At 68.3% G+C, this 15,016-nt stretch carries 19 protein-coding genes; 16 read left to right on the forward strand and 3 right to left on the reverse strand.

What is annotated here, in order from left to right:
* Positions 1-623: 623 nt before the first annotated feature.
* The 3 genes from OG522_RS40570 to OG522_RS40580 all read left to right on the forward strand — a co-directional run bounded on the left by OG522_RS40570 (position 624) and on the right by OG522_RS40580 (position 3,279).
* Positions 624-1,715: a hypothetical protein gene (locus OG522_RS40570; protein ID WP_329468537.1), complete on the forward strand. Its 1,092-nt coding sequence runs from the start codon at positions 624-626 to the stop codon at positions 1,713-1,715.
* A gap of 45 nt (positions 1,716-1,760) precedes the next feature.
* Positions 1,761-2,819: a hypothetical protein gene (locus tag OG522_RS40575; protein ID WP_329468539.1), complete on the forward strand. Its 1,059-nt coding sequence runs from the start codon at positions 1,761-1,763 to the stop codon at positions 2,817-2,819.
* A 313-nt stretch (positions 2,820-3,132) separates the two neighbouring features.
* Positions 3,133-3,279, forward strand: a complete 147-nt coding sequence (locus OG522_RS40580) for a hypothetical protein (RefSeq protein WP_329468540.1) — start codon at positions 3,133-3,135, stop codon at positions 3,277-3,279.
* Positions 3,280-3,616: 337 nt separating this feature from the next.
* Here the strand turns inward: OG522_RS40580 and OG522_RS40585 are convergent, their stop codons facing one another.
* Positions 3,617-3,934, reverse strand: coding sequence for a hypothetical protein (locus tag OG522_RS40585; RefSeq protein WP_329468541.1), 318 nt, complete (start codon positions 3,932-3,934; stop codon positions 3,617-3,619).
* A gap of 138 nt (positions 3,935-4,072) precedes the next feature.
* Between OG522_RS40585 and OG522_RS40590 the strand changes: the two genes are divergently transcribed.
* Complete coding sequence (locus OG522_RS40590) at positions 4,073-4,309, forward strand: antitoxin MazE7 (RefSeq protein ID WP_329468542.1); 237 nt, start codon at positions 4,073-4,075, stop codon at positions 4,307-4,309.
* 5 nt (positions 4,310-4,314) lie between these two features.
* Positions 4,315-4,701, forward strand: a complete 387-nt coding sequence (locus OG522_RS40595; protein ID WP_329468660.1) for a toxin Doc — start codon at positions 4,315-4,317, stop codon at positions 4,699-4,701.
* 228 nt (positions 4,702-4,929) lie between these two features.
* On the opposite strand, the gene OG522_RS40600 is transcribed toward OG522_RS40595, so the two are convergent.
* Both OG522_RS40600 and OG522_RS40605 read right to left on the reverse strand, forming a co-directional pair.
* Positions 4,930-5,178 carry a DUF397 domain-containing protein gene (locus OG522_RS40600; RefSeq protein WP_329468662.1) on the reverse strand — a complete coding sequence of 83 codons (249 nt, stop codon included), beginning with the start codon at positions 5,176-5,178 and terminating at the stop codon, positions 4,930-4,932.
* Complete coding sequence (locus OG522_RS40605; protein WP_329468544.1) at positions 5,142-6,008, reverse strand: helix-turn-helix domain-containing protein; 867 nt, start codon at positions 6,006-6,008, stop codon at positions 5,142-5,144. Before OG522_RS40605 ends, OG522_RS40600 begins: the two co-directional genes overlap by 37 nt.
* Before the next feature lie 420 nt (positions 6,009-6,428).
* Between OG522_RS40605 and OG522_RS40610 the strand changes: the two genes are divergently transcribed.
* The 11 genes from OG522_RS40610 to OG522_RS40660 all read left to right on the forward strand — a co-directional run bounded on the left by OG522_RS40610 (position 6,429) and on the right by OG522_RS40660 (position 14,776).
* Positions 6,429-6,893, forward strand: a complete 465-nt coding sequence (locus OG522_RS40610; RefSeq protein ID WP_329468546.1) for a hypothetical protein — start codon at positions 6,429-6,431, stop codon at positions 6,891-6,893.
* Positions 6,894-7,020: 127 nt separating this feature from the next.
* On the forward strand, positions 7,021-7,206 hold the full coding sequence (locus OG522_RS40615) for a hypothetical protein (RefSeq protein WP_329468548.1): 186 nt from the start codon (positions 7,021-7,023) through the stop codon (positions 7,204-7,206).
* The gene (locus tag OG522_RS40620) at positions 7,203-7,835 is read left to right on the forward strand and encodes a class I SAM-dependent methyltransferase (protein WP_329468550.1); all 633 of its coding nucleotides are present in this window, start codon (positions 7,203-7,205) and stop codon (positions 7,833-7,835) included. The genes OG522_RS40615 and OG522_RS40620 overlap by 4 nt, the downstream gene beginning before the upstream one ends.
* A gap of 234 nt (positions 7,836-8,069) precedes the next feature.
* Positions 8,070-8,255 (forward strand): hypothetical protein, encoded by a 186-nt coding sequence (locus OG522_RS40625; protein ID WP_329468552.1) that lies wholly within the window; start codon positions 8,070-8,072, stop codon positions 8,253-8,255.
* Positions 8,256-8,306: 51 nt separating this feature from the next.
* Positions 8,307-9,104, forward strand: a complete 798-nt coding sequence (locus tag OG522_RS40630) for a hypothetical protein (protein ID WP_329468554.1) — start codon at positions 8,307-8,309, stop codon at positions 9,102-9,104.
* A gap of 744 nt (positions 9,105-9,848) precedes the next feature.
* A complete protein-coding gene (locus OG522_RS40635; protein WP_329468557.1) occupies positions 9,849-10,604 on the forward strand; it encodes a hypothetical protein in 756 nt (251 codons plus the stop codon).
* Positions 10,601-11,263, forward strand: a complete 663-nt coding sequence (locus OG522_RS40640; protein ID WP_329468559.1) for a hypothetical protein — start codon at positions 10,601-10,603, stop codon at positions 11,261-11,263. The genes OG522_RS40635 and OG522_RS40640 overlap by 4 nt, the downstream gene beginning before the upstream one ends.
* 94 nt (positions 11,264-11,357) lie before the next feature.
* The gene (locus OG522_RS40645; RefSeq protein WP_329468560.1) at positions 11,358-12,194 is read left to right on the forward strand and encodes a hypothetical protein; all 837 of its coding nucleotides are present in this window, start codon (positions 11,358-11,360) and stop codon (positions 12,192-12,194) included.
* A complete protein-coding gene (locus OG522_RS40650; RefSeq protein ID WP_329468561.1) occupies positions 12,148-13,662 on the forward strand; it encodes a B12-binding domain-containing radical SAM protein in 1,515 nt (504 codons plus the stop codon). Before OG522_RS40645 ends, OG522_RS40650 begins: the two co-directional genes overlap by 47 nt.
* Positions 13,659-14,312, forward strand: a complete 654-nt coding sequence (tmk, locus tag OG522_RS40655; RefSeq protein WP_329468562.1) for a dTMP kinase — start codon at positions 13,659-13,661, stop codon at positions 14,310-14,312. Before OG522_RS40650 ends, tmk begins: the two co-directional genes overlap by 4 nt.
* Complete coding sequence (locus tag OG522_RS40660; protein WP_329468563.1) at positions 14,309-14,776, forward strand: NUDIX domain-containing protein; 468 nt, start codon at positions 14,309-14,311, stop codon at positions 14,774-14,776. Before tmk ends, OG522_RS40660 begins: the two co-directional genes overlap by 4 nt.
* Positions 14,777-15,016 lie beyond the last annotated feature (240 nt).

Here is a 15,016-nt window from a genome sequence, read left to right on the forward strand (position 1 = left end):
TTGACACCGCGGCGCTCGCCTGAGTGGCCTCCAAGTCTTGAGGAGGCTCGCAGTTCGGCCATATGGCGGTGCGTGATGCGCCCGGGTCGCGATCGCCTCGGCGCACGCGTGGCGCAGTGCGGTGAAGTCGACGGCAGCCACGGCAGCTCCGGCAGCTCCGGGCTGCCCGTGGACGGGGGCGACGGGTCGTCCTCGCGGTGGCGGCTCTCCGGCGGCTACTGGGGCGTGGGGGACTGCGGAACCTCTTCGGGGTCCTCGGGCTGCGGGCCATGACCGTTTGTGTGCGACACCGCCCCACCTCCTTGACGCTCCGCTGCCTATGCTCGTCACTCCGCTGACGGTGCGGAAGACACCCGCGGAGGAGGCCCCGCAGGGTGCTCACCTCCTGTGGAGGGGCCCCTCCACGGCTCCCTCCACGCGGTACGGGCTTGAACGTCACCGGACCGTGACGCCTGGTGGGAGCATCCGGTCGGAGTTCCGGTCGGAGGCCGCGGGTGGACTCTGGACATGGAACATGCGCACCACGCCCGGCCCCTCGCCCCGTACCCCGACGCGACCCCGCGCCCGGGCTCCGCTCTCGCCGGCTTCCGTCAATCTGCCGCGGCTTCGGCGGGCGGCTCGCGATGAGCGGCTACGGGACGGGGATCCGACGCGGGACGATGGCCGGTGACCGGTTCACGCAGATCTCCAATGCCCTCTTCCGTGACCCTCGGATCAGCTTCAAGGCCAAGGGCCTGTTCGGGCTGGTCTCCACCCACCGGGACGGTTGGCGGGTCACCGTCGCCGAGCTTGCCAAGTGCTCCACCGACGGACGGGACGCCGTCATCGCGGGGCTCAAGGAGCTGGAGCGCTACGGCTATTTGGCCCGGGACCGGGCGCGGCGCGACGACGGGACGCTTGGTGAGGCCGTCTACGCCATCACCGACATGCCCGCTCACCTCTACGACCTGTTCGGCGACGCGGCTCCGGCCCTGTCGGCACCACAAAACCGCAGGTCGCAACCTGTGTCGGAAAATCCAGCACTGGATAATCCTGCGCTGGCAAATCCGACACCAAAGAACACCAAGAGAAAGAAGACCACCAAGCAGAACACCAGCCCCGTCCATCCGTCCGTCCGTACCGCGCCCGCGCGCGAAAGCGACAGCCGGCCAACGGCCCCCACCGCACCGCCCGAAGCACCGGAACAGATCGAGGCCACTACCGGCGTGCAGCTCCTGCTCGCCCTCGGGACCCGGTACCCGGAACTGCTGCTGACAGGACCGGCGCTCCACGACCAGGGCGCGGTCGTCACCGCGCTGCTGGACAACGGCTGGGGCGCCCAGCAGATCGAGCACCTCATCGCCGGCCGCCCGCTTCCTCAACCAGTCCATACCTCGGTTGCCGCGATCATCGCCGCCCGGCTCCGTGCCGCCCAGAGCACCCCAACGCCCCACTCCGTCGAGCTCACCCTCAGCGAGCCGACGACGGCGGGAGCCGCCGAACGATCGCCGGCCGAGGCCATCGCCCGCCGGGTGCTCGTCGAATGCGCCGCCTGCGGCAACCCCGGCCCCGCCCCGGGCGAAGACCTCTGCCCGGCCTGCCTCAACTGGCCGCCGTGCACCACCTGTACCGGCCCCACCCCGCGACGCGCCCACCCCGGCAGCGACGGCCGCTGTACCCCCTGCACCCTTGCCGCCGCTGCCCCGTGGGACCCGACGGCGCCGAGCGGCACCTGAACCTCCATCACACGCACGCCCCTTCCCGAGCGGACCGAGGAGACCATGACCACCACACCCCACCGCCCCATGCCGGACCCGGAACTGCGCCCCTTCACCACCGAGCCCGGCCGCTGGCGGCACGAACTCCAGCAGGCCCAGGCCCGGATCAAGGCTTCGGCTCTCGACGGGGGACCCGGCTACCGACAGGAGGGCCACCGCGGGGAGGAGCTCGCCCGGATCGACGAGCGCACCGACTGGGGATGGCTGCGCTGGCCGGCCCCCCTATCCGAACACGCGCCGGTGGCACCGCTGCAGGTCGCCGTGCTGTCGCCGCCGCCGTCCCGTACCGCGCGACTGGCCGGCCGCTGGCTCACCCGGCGACCGCCGCTGCGGATCTACTTCGATGCGCGCTACCGGTACTGGATCACCAGCACCACCGCGCTCGCCGCCTTCGTCTCGCTGACGCTGGTGGGCGCGGCGATGGCCAACGGACTGCCGGCCGACATCGGCCTGCCCCTGATGCTGCTCATCCCCGCGCTCGCCGAGCACCTGCCCGGGCGCCTTGACGCGCGAGCCCGGGTTCACGCACGCATCATCCAGAACGAATCCGGTCTGCGGGAGATGGAGGCCTTCATCGTCTGCCACCAGATCATTCAGGCCGCCGACGACCACGAGACTCACGAACTGGCCCAGGCCGTCGAGCTCGGCCACCGCCTGCTGTGGGACATCGCCGGAGTGCTCACCCAGCCCGCTACATCCTCCGTCCGCGTCCGGCTCCGTGCCTGCCAGGACTTGTTCACCCAACTCGCCTGCCAGGCTACCGAGACCCGAGCCGCGAAGCAGGAGCGGGACCGCCGCATCACCCGCTCCGGAACAGGCGAAGGCACAGCCGGGACCATGGAGCAAGCGGTCCAGTGCGCACCGGAAACGGAACTCCTGCCCGATGCACTGAGCGAGGAGGCGACCCACGCACTCCACCAGGCCGCGGTCGCGTACCGCGCGGCCACGGCCCATCTCCAGCAGCTGGACCATCCCGGTTGGAGCCCGCGCCCCACAGCCGCCGGCCCCGGACTCGGTTGCCCCACCGTCCCGTCCGCCCACCCGCGAGGAGACGACCAGTGACCGAGCCCCAGCAGATCGACGCGTTTCCGGTGCCCGACCGCGTCATCGACCCCGACCTGCCCCCGCGCCAGCGCACCCAAGTCCAGCGGGCGCCCCACGCCTTGCTGGTCCCGGCCGGCGCGGATACCCCTCCCCGCCCCCGGCTGCACTCACCGCTCAGGACCGCCCTGCCCGTGCTCCTCAAGGGCAGCATCCCCGTCGCAATCGGTGCGCTGCTCGTCTACGGCCTGCACCGGGCTGCCGCCCCAGCGAGCGGCAGCCGGATCTCCTCGCTGCGCTCGAACAGAAGCTGCCCTAGACAGCCGTGCCCTACGTGCGCACCACAGTGACATTCACCGCCGTGTTCGTCGCCGTGGTCGCCCTCCTCGCAGCCTTGGGCCACGCGATCGACAACAGCTGGCGAAGGGCACTCGCCGTCGCGCACGGTCGCTACGCCCTGGCTGACGAACTCGCCAAATGAGCCTGGGACTTGCTGTATGGCGCCCACCACGCTCAGTACGTCATCGTGGAGTTCCGGGTGCAGCGCGAAGATCTGATCGACTGCGCCGCGAACGAGCGCATGCTCCCCACGCAGATGTGGGAGATCGCGCTGTCGCTGGCTCTGTACAGCAAACTGTGTCGCCAGGAACCTGACCATCCCCAGGGCGTCGCCCAGATCAAGATGCTGCAGGACCGGCGGTGCGCGCTGGTAGTCAGTCTGCGCGGGATCACCTGCCGGATGCGAGCCCTGGAGGACTACAGGCAGCAGAGCGCGGAGGCGGACGCACGGTACGCGGAGCTCGAACAGATCCAGTACCTCAGCGACCGGAGCGACCAAGTGCTTGACCTGGTGGCGCGGACGCTGCGGACGAGCACGCCGTCGAGGAGGGCGCGGGCACGGCCACGCAGGCCGCGACCGTCACGGACGCCTTCGAACTGTCCCGCCAGACCTGGATCTCAAAGGCGCTGATGGCCGCCGCGCCGAACAGGAGCCGCGCGCCCCTCATGACGTTGAGACCCTCCAGGATGAACAGCGCGACACACAGCGCCTTGACTCGGCCGGGCACGGTCATCGGCGGCGGACCGTAGCCGGGGAAAGCGAGCGGGGGCAGGCTGGTGTCGGGCAGGGTGCTCAAGGAGTGCTCCTCGTAAGTGCATTCGGGTCAGCAGGCGTTCAGACGCGGTGGGCCCGAATTTGTTACAGCGCTCGTGCAGAGGCTGGCATCTTCAGCGAACGGATCCTCGGGCGGGTCCGGCGGGTGGATACTCGGTACATGGCCGACACCACACAGATCGAAGTGGACACCACGACCGCCGAGCGCCTCGTGGCACTGGCCGGCGACGTGCCGGTGGGCGCCTATCTCGCGTCGCTCGTCGAGACGGCCGAGAGCCAGATAGCGCTGGAGCGTGGGGCGAAGGCCTTCGACCGAGTCACGGGCGCGCCCGGCATCCGAGAGGCGTTCGCGCACGACTTCGGCCCCCACGGTTCCGCGGCCACCCGGGCTGCGTGACCTCGGTGGACCTGCACGTCGATGTCCGCTGGCTGCTGGAGCGCCAGGAAGCGCTTTTCAAGGACGTGTCGGTGCGGGACCACTCCGCCCTAGTTGCGGCCGTGGCCCGCCACCGCGTCAACACCCCGAGCCTGGATGTGGATTCTCCGGATACCCACTGGCGGGCGGCCGCGCTGCTGCACTCGCTGGTGCTGCTCCGGCCGCTGCCGGACTACAACGAGTTCTTCGGGTACGGCATCGCGATCGCGTACCTGGAGGCCTCGGGCGAGACGGTCACCACCGTGTACGAACCGTGGCGCGACCTGATCACGGACATCCGGCTTTTCAGGGCCGATGTGCACGACGTTGCCGACCGACTACGGTCGATGCAGCCGCCGCCTCCGACCCCCTGACACAGCAGTGCGGGCCCCAACGACCGCCTGATACGGCGTCAACGGTGGCCTTGCGTGCGGAGTGACAGACGGCGGGCAGCGGATTGGCAGTGCCCGGGTAACGGGCCCGTACGGCTGACCTGCCCCGAGGGGCACCGGTAGGTTGCGTGGACCTTCGGGTGTAGATGTACGAATGTGGCCTGGCTCCCCCGCATGCGTCGTGGGGGAGCCGGGCCGCACTCACGCTGCTCAAGCCTTGGCGTACTCGAGGAAGGCCGCGAACGCGGCCGAGGTGAACATCAGAACGGGACCGTTCTCGGCGTTCTGCTTGGAGTCACGGACACGGACGGCTTCGAGTTCTGGGCAGGCCTCCAGGCACTGACCCCCGCCCTCGCTGCTGTATGAAGATTTGAACCATTCGCCGTAGGAACGGCCATTGGCGGTGTATGCGTTGATGATGATCAGACCTCTCGTGCGATTCGTTCGACTACTGCAGATGTCTCGTGGGCGGGTAGTGCGGCGCGTGACAGGAAGTCGAAGCGACGTTGAAACTGCTTGACCACCCTCGGCTTCGAGATGACCTGTACCGCATGTGAAACCGTGTCCATCGACAGGACCGGCCCGGGCAGCGATGTGGGCTCGAAGTGTAGGAGCGTGAACGGACCTGCCGTCACGCGGTATGCCGGAGCGGAGAACGGGATGATCTGCACCGTCACGTTCGGAAGCTCGTTGAGGCGGATAATTTCCTCGTACTGGCCGCGCATGATGCCTGGATCACCGACCATGTTGCGCAGCGCCCCCTCGTCCATCACGCAGACGAGCTCCACCCCCTGCTCAGTGATGATCTTCTTGCGGTTAGCTCGAACCGCGACCGAGCTGTCGACGAACTCGGTGGTGCGCTCGTCTGCCGCCTTAGCCGACTCGATCAACGCGCGTGCGTACTGTTCCGTTTGCAGCAGGCCGTACACGACGCTCGGGACCCAGGTGTTCAGGCCGACCGCGCCAGACTCGAACCCCAGGTAGGCGGGCATCCCGGACGGCAGAACGGATGTGTTTGGCGTCCACCAGTCCTCGCCCTTGGCGTTCTTGTACCAGTCGACGAGCAGTTCCTGACCGACGTCATCGATACCGTACGCGTCGAGCAGATCAGTGAACTGCCCTATGCGCCGGAACCCAGTCGTTCCCTTCTCCAGGTTCGTGATGGTCGACGGTGCGCAGGCTGCAGCCTTGGCGGCTTGTTCGCCGCTCAGACCTGCTTTCTCGCGCAGACGCCCCAGTTCAGCTCCCAGCATGATCCGCAGGAAGGTGGAGCCGGTATTCGCCGCCATGTCGCTGGTACCCCCCTTCACCGGTTCGCGCCGATGAGCCCTCGGTGTCGATGATGTCACCGTCGGTTCGCCGCACGTAAGCCCCGGTTCGCGTGGTGGAGGCCTCGGTTCGTCTCGAAGGCCCCTCGGTTCGCGTCCAGTCATATACCGATTTCCCCTCCCGGGCAATCGAGAACGCGATTCTGATTGCAATTCAACTCGCAATGCAGCGAGGCTAGTTGGTGCGCGCTTCGGGCATCGCTAGCAAGTCGGCCTCCGGAAGGGGGGCGGTGCTCGTCGGTGGCCATGCTCCCGAGCCGGCCGACATCCACTCAGCTCATGGGCCCGGGGCGCGCAACTGAACCCTTGCTGCCCTTCTACGGAGACACCCTCATGTCACCGATCTCGGCACGACCCGTCGTGTTACCCGATACGTCATGGATGGACATCGACAACGCCTACAGCAGGCGCTACGGAACTGGCGGCCCGCGGGTCTCGCTCGACCCCGGTGTGCGCCTGAGGCGGCTGCGTGAAGCGCTCAACGAGCCCGCTCTCACGTTCCGGTCGAGGGTACGTTCGCGACGCGTCATCACCTACGTGAGGACGATGCCCGGCGTTGATCCGGCGCCCTTGCAGGAACTGTTGCGTGCTGAGGCGAAGCGCAGGGGCTGGGAGGTCCGGGCCTGGCAGGAGCTGGTGGACTGGTGTGGTCCGCGGGCCCCGCAGGCGTCGGATCAGTGGAGGAAGGCCCGGAAGATGCTGCACGAGGGTTTCGCCGATGGGGTGCTGGTGCTCGACCGCAGCCACATCAGCCGTGATGACGCCGAGTACGAAGTCGAGCTGCGCTTCGTCCACCAGCGGATGTGTTTCACCGCCCTTGTCCATCCCGAATCGGCTGCCGCATGAAGCGCCTGGTCCGCTACATGGACGGGCGGCGGTGTGGCTGGTGCCAGTGGCTGGTGCAGATCCTGATCGTCATCGCTGTCGGGGCTGGCATGACCCCGCTCATCTTGACCGTCCGTTGAGGAGAACTGTGAAACCCCGTCAGCTATCGCGTCGTGAGCCGGTCAACGACCTTGCTGAGTTGCTGCCCGAGCTGCCCGAGCCGAGCGAGGTCAACCTGTTCGGCGTGCCGTCTGGTGAGTCCTTGGATCGCCGCTTCCATCCCGACCGGCTGGCCCGGTTCATCGCTACAAGCACAGGAGACGATGCTGCATGACAGCTGTGGGCGTACGGCGCAGAGACGCCGCGCACTGGGACCGGGCCTTCAAGCACGGCGCCGAGTATGTGCCGGTCGACGAGGACGAGCTGGAGCTCTTCCGGATCCATGTGAAGGCGGAGCCCGGGATGCGGGCTGTAGACCTCGGATGCGGAACCGGTTCCTGGACACGGGAGCTCGCCAAATTGGGCCTGGACGTCATGGGCTTCGACTTCTCGCACGTGGCGATCAAGAAGGCGACCGCGCTTACGCAAGGCCACGAGTGGGCAGGCCCTCGTCGCAAGGGCGACGCCGAGATCACTGCCCCCCGATTCGGGGTTTGGGACGTCACCGGTGACGCCATCCCTCTGCATCTGGCGCCGCGATGCTTCGACATTGTGACGATGCGTCACTCTGCTGCCTACTTCGGTGACTTGCAGCGTCTGCTGGGCGACGCCCGGCGCTGGCTGACGCCCGACGGTGTCGTCTACATCGTGACTCCGGTGATCGAGCAACTCCCGTCCAGGCTCACCCACCGCGGACTGACCGAGCACGAGGTGCAGACCCTCCGCACGGGATGGCGGAGCACGGAGTACAACGTCAGTCTGGACGGGTCCGTGATTGCGGTGATCCTGCAGTACCCCCGATAACAGGATCCGCCTGCCGTCCGGTGCCGGGGCCCGACGCCCGTGACGGAGGCCCGGCCGGCAGGCGGTATCAAGGTCCCGGCACGGTCCGGCTGCGCGGATGTGGTTTCCAGGCAGCGGCCGACCCTGACGGGCGTCCCCCGCGCAGCGCCGCCTGTCGGGCCGTCATCCCCCGGCCCTACGAGGCGGCGGGCTGTGTCGGCTCTCCCTCGAATCCCACCCAGTGACCGGAGCGCCATGAATGGTTTCGTGTCGGCGGCCGCCGCCGTGAACATGACCGCCTCTGCCTCGCCCCGGCGGGTGCCGCTCGCGGCCCGCGCCCAGGAACAAGCCCGCGGGCGCACGCCTGTATCCCTGGCCCGCGTTACCGCGCCGAAGGCAGCCGCCCAGCCGTCTGTCTCCGGATTCCAGTCGGCCTTCTGACCCCCCTCAGAGGGCTCCAGCACAGCCCCGAGGGGCACATAAGGAGCTTCCGTGAAGACCAGCCACACCACCGCTGTTGACGCGTGCTTACGCCTTCGCCGGGCGCTGCATGCGGCGGACATTCGCTCGCTGGACCCGGCGGTCGACGGCGACGGGCTCACACACCTCCATAACCTGGACGGTCACGAGGCCGTGCGGCTCTGTATCCTGTTGGAGGCGGGTGCCGCTGGGAGCGCCGCCCCTGGCCTCTCCCGCTCCGTGAACAGGCCGGCGATGTCCGTGGGTGACACCATCGCCGTACGCAAGAACCTGAACCGCCTGCTGACGGCCATGGCCATCGGAGACCTGAGCGTCCGGATCTTCCGGCACGAACCCGTCATCCACATCAGAAATGTGGACACGGCAGGGGCCGACACCCTGGCGGAGATGCTCTGGACAGCCCTGGACCAGTACACCGAGGCCGCTGATTACCTACGCACGGCCTTGCAGAGGCACGGACTGGTCGGCGACGGGATCGAGTTCGTGCCCGATGTGCGTGCGCTGCGGATCACGCTCGGCGACGTCAGCGTGCGGAGTGCGGCAATCCTCGCCAGTGTCCTCGACGGAGCACCCGTACCCGACGGGGATCTCGACAACGCCGACTACCCAGAAGCGTTCCAGGTCGAGGAGCGCCTGCACGTGGCGGTGAAAGCGACGGGCTGCGCCATGGCCACCGCCGTCCACTCCTACTGCGAGAAATGCGGGACCGGCCCCAGCATCACGCTCGGAGACCTCGACCTCGACAGCGCCCACTGTCTCGTGGCGGCCCTCGGGAGCTCGACCGTGCGTCCGGCTGAGAAGACCTCATGAGTGCGGCGCTCGCCCTGGTCGTTGCCATCCTATGGCCGCCCAGCGCAGGGAAGAAGACCCTGCGCGATGGCGCGGCCACCCCCCCCTCGGTGGCTTCGCCGCCTGAGAGAACCAAGAACGGTCTGGGACTCACAGGGGCCCGGACCTGGGCATGAAGCAGGCCAACCAGAGCTACGGCTTCAGCTCTGGCCCCTCCCTGCTTCGTGCCCGCCGAGCCCGGTGCCCCCTCCGGACACCGTGTGCGGCCGCTGTCTGGTTCCGCCGCTTTCCTTTCCACCTCCCGAGGAAGGCGGCGGCCCGGTCGGCCCACGAACTCCCCGGCCTGGCACGGGTTCGACGACCGGAAGGAGATACGGACATGCGTGAGCAGCATTAGGTTCAGGTCAGGCATGCGAAGCCGGTCGCCCAGCGGATCCGTTACCGCATCCAGTACGGGTCCTTCCATCGAGGTCAACGCCTGTTCGTGTCGCAGGTCGCTCGCTCGTTAACCATGTCTCCTGCCGACGTCACCAACCCGTTCGCAGAGCTGTCCCGCGAGGCCCGGTCACGCCGACGTACAGCAGCGACTACTTCCGCACGGTGTGACCAGGACCGCCGGCCAGTGACGGCCCACCCATGCGGACGGCCGATCCGCCACACGTAAGGCGACAACCGTGCGCCACACCGGCCCCGCGCTGGAGACGGCTTGAACGCGCCTTGCCGTCGAAGCGCTGCGCACGGCGGACTTAACGCACTCCTCGTCCCGTGCCCATCAACCAAAAGACCTGGTCGATGGAGCAGGCGACCGGACAGCCCATCAGCCGGGCCGTGGCCAACCTCCTCATCGAAGGACGCACGGGGAGGACCCGGGGCCCGCCCCTCATCACACCGGAGAAAGGACCCGCGTTGAACGGTCTGTCCCTTCCCCCGATCGCCCTGGCCCTCCTGGACCAAGGACCCGACCCAACTGATCTGCCCGACCTGGCTGCCTGCGGCGCCCGCCGCCACTGGGCCTACCCGATGGCCGAGCATCTGCGGGGCCAGATCGCCGCGGCTGGCTCCGGCCGGGGCACCGGCTTCCAGGCGAACGGCCACCTCTACCTGCTGACCGGCACGCCCGAGAACGGCACCGCGGGTGGCCTCACCACGTTCCTACAGCTGTCCGGACCTGGACATGCCGCACCGCGTCAGCTCGCGGGCACCGTGGTCGTCATCACGCTCAGCGGGAGTGTCGACCTTGCGGTGTACCGGCATCAACAGGACATCGACAGTCAACAGCCCCACTATGCACGGACGTTCGGACCTCAGAGCATCTTCGCCTGCCACCAGGGAACCCTCTGCTGCCTGCAGAGCAGCCAGGACAGCATGCAGGTCGTCGTCACCCGCGACCGCCCGGTCCATGTGAGGGATCGGCTGCCGCTGTCGCCGACCGAGGTGCGCGACGTCGCCCGCCGCGCCCACGCCGAACTCGGCGGCTTGCTGCGCTTGGCCTACGCGCCATCCACGGAAGGTGGCCGATGAGGACCAGACGGCACTGGCTGGACGGCTGGCCCTCCCTGCAGAATGCCGCCGACCTTGTGGCCTTCCAGTCCAGCAGCGAGGCCCTGCTGGAGCGGCTGGCAGATGACCGGCGCCTGCTGACCCAGCTCGTCGACGAGATCGAACGCGATCCAGCCCGCCTCGACGGCAGCCGCGTAACCCTTCTGCTCAATCGGCTGTGCGTCTATCAGGCCCCCGAGCGGGGCTTCGAGGTACGCATCATGAACCCCCGCTCGGCCAACCAGCTCGTCCCGCACGACCACGCCTATCACCTCTCCAGCCGCGTCCTGCGCGGCGGTTACTTGCACGCGGTACACCGCCGCACCGACGCCTGGGAGGGATTCTTCTCCGGCGACGATCTGTTGCCCAGCGTCGTCTCGGTGGAACAGCCCGGCTCCAGCTACACCCTGGGGCACGCCATGGTGCACCAGGCGGTCATGCTGCCCGGCACCGTCACCCTGTTCGTGCACAGCCCACGCTGGAAGCCCACCTCGCACGCGGCTACCGATCTGATGCCCCCGGTCACCTCCTGGCCCGCGCCAGCCGACCCCGGCGACGCACCGCAACACTCCCGGCCCGCCCGCCTGGACGAGTACCGCGCCATGCGCAGCGAGCTCCTGGCCCAAGGAGTGATCGGATGATCCGCCGCCTGCCGGTATCGACGAGACGGTCACCGCCCGCCCGCTCACGCGACACCATGGGCGCACCATCCGCACCACCGGCAAGGAGCACACCGTGAGCACCGTTCTGACGCTCGATCACCCCGCATGGCAGTACGGCGACAATGACCTCCCGGTACGCGCCGTGCGCAGCGGCAATGGCCTGTGGGCCCTTGCCTGGACTGCTGACGGGCTAGAAGCGAGCTGCGTCGAAGGCGACGAGGACGCCAAGCCCTGCACCCTGGCAACCGATCCGCGTGACCTGCCTGACTGGGCGCCGGACGCCCTCGCTGGGGCCTTGCGTGATCTCGGGCAGACGCATCGTCTGGCCAACCCGTGGCTGTGGGACGCGGTGACCACCGCGATCCTGCGCCAGGTCGTCCGCGCCGACCAGGCTCGCAAGGTCTACCGCCGCTGGTGCAGCACCCACGGAACCCCCGTCACCGCACCGCACGCAACCCTGGCGGTCGCCCCGACCCCTGAGCGGGCCCTGGACCTGTCCGATGCGGCGTTCGAGGCGGTCGGCGCGAAATTCCACCGCTCCAAGCTCCGCGCGGCCGCCGCCGCCTACCTTGAGCATCACCAGTGCTGGGCGTCCATGACCCCCAGCAATCTCGTAGCGGCGCTCACGGAGGTCCCGGGGATCGGCCCGTGGACGGCCGCTGCTGCCGCCGCTGACTTCACCGGTGACTTCAGCGTCTACCCGCACAACGACCTTGCCGTGCGCACCTGGGCGGCCCGCATCGCCCCCGACCACCCCTGGCCCGCCGGCGACAAGCAGTTCGGCCAGCACTGGCTGGAGCTCGCCGGACCCAAGCCGCACCAGCTGCACACCCTGACCCTGACCACACTCACCTGGGGGGCTCATGCCCGCGCCACAGAGCACACAGAGCACGGAGTTACCGCGAACTGAACAGCTCGACTTCATCGCCGGCGCCGACTCGACCCGGCCCCTCGACGCCGTCTTCGTCAACGCGCCCCTGCGCGACTACAGCAAGCGCCCGCGGGTCAACGACTACACCCTGCCGGTCCTGGGCTTGGGATACATCGCCACCTACGCCAAGCGGGAGGGCTTCAACACCGGAGTGCTGGACGCGGAAGCCCACGGTCTGGGCATCCAGGAGACCGCGGACATCGTGAACGCGGTGCGGCCGCGCTGGGCAGGCTTCAACCTCCTCGCCCCGACCTACGCCATCTCCGCCCACATCGCCTCCCTCCTCGACCCGAACGTCCTGGTCATGGCAGGCGGCCACCATGCCAAAGCCGCCCCCGAAATGGTGCTGCGCGATGACCGGTTCCACAACCTGTCCGCTCTGATCCTCGGTGAAGGCGAGACCCGGGTCGCCGCCCTCCTAGAGGACGTACGCCGCCGCGCCGAGATGGCCAAGGTCATGTGGCGCGACCGGCTGCTGAACACCACCGCCTGCGGCATCCCCGACCCCAAAACGTCCGCCCGCTGGCTGGCACCCGACATCAACGAACTCCCCTTCGTCGACCGATCATTCCTCCCGCAAGACCCATACCTGGCAGAAGACGGCCGCCTGGAGGCAAACCTGGTCTGCTCGCGCGGCTGCCCGTACGAGTGCGGGTTCTGCGGAGCCGCCGCGAGCATGAACCCAGAAGTCACCATTCGCACCCGCCATCCGCTCAACATCCTCGCCGAGATGGACTTCTTGCACGACGAGTATGGCGTCACCGCGTTCCGCGCCGTCGACGACCTCTTCCTCGGCTTGCGCCGCGTCATCCACCCAGCCATGGACGTCTTCACCCAAGCCCGGGTCGGTGAGCGGTACGTGTGGGACGCCACCGGTCGCATCAACATCCTGGCCCGCGAGGACGACGCCATGCTCGCAACGCTCGCCCGCAACGGGCTGCGCGAGGTCGCTCTCGGCATCGAATCCGGCTCGGACCGCATCCTCAAGGCGATGGACAAGCGAATCACCGCCGAGATGACCCTCACGGTCACCCGCCGCCTGCTGGCCCACGGGATCAGCGTCAAGGGGTACTTCATCCTCGGCTACCCCGGCGAAAGCCACAGCGACATCGCCGCGACCATCAAACACATCCGCGACCTGTGGAAACTCTCCGACCAGCTCCGCGGCACCTTCCGCGCCAGCATCTTCACCTTCCGCCCCTACCCGGGCTCCCCCATCTGGGACGACCTCGTCAAACAGGGCTACGACCCGCAGCAGATGCAGTCCTACAGCGATGTCGACCTCACGTCCCAAGGTGCCGACGAAGCGATGCGCGGCCGGGACGAGTACCAGTTCACCACCGGCCTCCAATTCGGCGAAGTTCCGCTGCCCGAACTCGACCAGCACCTCGTCGACCTCATGCGCGAGCAGTACCAGCGCACCCACACCCCGCAGGCCACCGCATGAACAGAGGCTTGTTCATCACCGTGGACGGACCCGGCGGCACCGGAAAGTCCACCACCATCCAGCACACGGCACCGCTGCTCACCGCCGCAGGCCACACCGTGCACACCACCACCCAGCCCTCACCCAACCCCTTCGGAGCCACCATCCGGCACATGGCCAACGAGATGCAGGGCCGCTCCCTGGCGCTCGCCGTCGCAGCCGACCGCTTCCACCAGCTCGACACCGAAATACAGCCCCATCTCGAGGTCGGCCACACCGTCCTCCTGGACCGCTACCTGCCCTCCACCCTGGTCCTGCAACGCCTCGACGGGCTGAGCATTGATTACCTGCTCACCATCAACGCGCAGCTGGCAGTCCCCGACCTTGCGGTCATCCTCCTCGCGGATCCGGACGTGATCCTGGCCCGGCTGGAGAAACGCGGAACCCGGCACCGCTTCGAGCTCGACCCCAAGAGCACCCTGCGGGAGCTGGAGCTCTACCGGGAAGCCGTTCCGGTCCTCAGCCAACTCGGCTACCCCACCGCGACGATCGACACCACACGCCTCACTCCGGAGGGCGTCGCCCACGCGATCGCCCACGCCGCATCCGCCCCAGGCGCTAGCGTCAACTCAACTGTTCCTCCAGCCAAGTTAGAGAATCCGAAACCATGAGCGACAGCACCTCCACCGTCACCGCCCCGATCACGGACGTCCACATCATCGTCCGCAACGGGCAGGAAATCCTGCTCTCCCAGCGCGGCGGCGCCTACGGATACGGCCAGTGGCACCTGCCCTCCGGGAAGCTCGAACGCGGCGAGAACGAGACTCCTGCGCAGGCAGCAGCCCGCGAACTTCACGAGGAGACCGGCCTCGAAGCCGACCCCGAGACATTGACGCTCCAGCACACCGTCATCCATCACCAGGGTGACGGCACACCCGACCGGCTCGGCTTCTTCTTCGAGACCACGAAGTACGCCGGCGACGTGGTCAACCGAGAAACCGACAAATGTCTGGCCCTGGAATGGTTCGCCGAGCACGACCTGCCCGACAACCTGATCCCATACCCTGCCATCGGCTTGACCGGCAGCCTCACGCAGCCCGGAGGCCTCACCTACCACAACTGGCCCGAAGACTGAGCGCATCCACCAGCTCCGTGCACGTTGCCGCGTGCCTCGCCGCAGGCAGGCCGTCGGGGGACGCCGCTTCATGGGAGAGGTCAGCACGTGACCGTGAGTCCACCGCCCGCTGTCCCTCAAGCCGGTCCAACGCCCCCACGCCTGGCTGGTCTCCGCCGAGATCGTCGTCAGCGGCTGCTCCTCCAGCTCTTCCTGCGCGCGGGGGCCGGCGACGGCTCGGGCGCATAGCCGGCCCAAGGC

The organism is Streptomyces sp. NBC_01431 (genome assembly GCF_036231355.1).
In the GTDB taxonomy this organism is placed as follows: domain Bacteria; phylum Actinomycetota; class Actinomycetes; order Streptomycetales; family Streptomycetaceae; genus Streptomyces.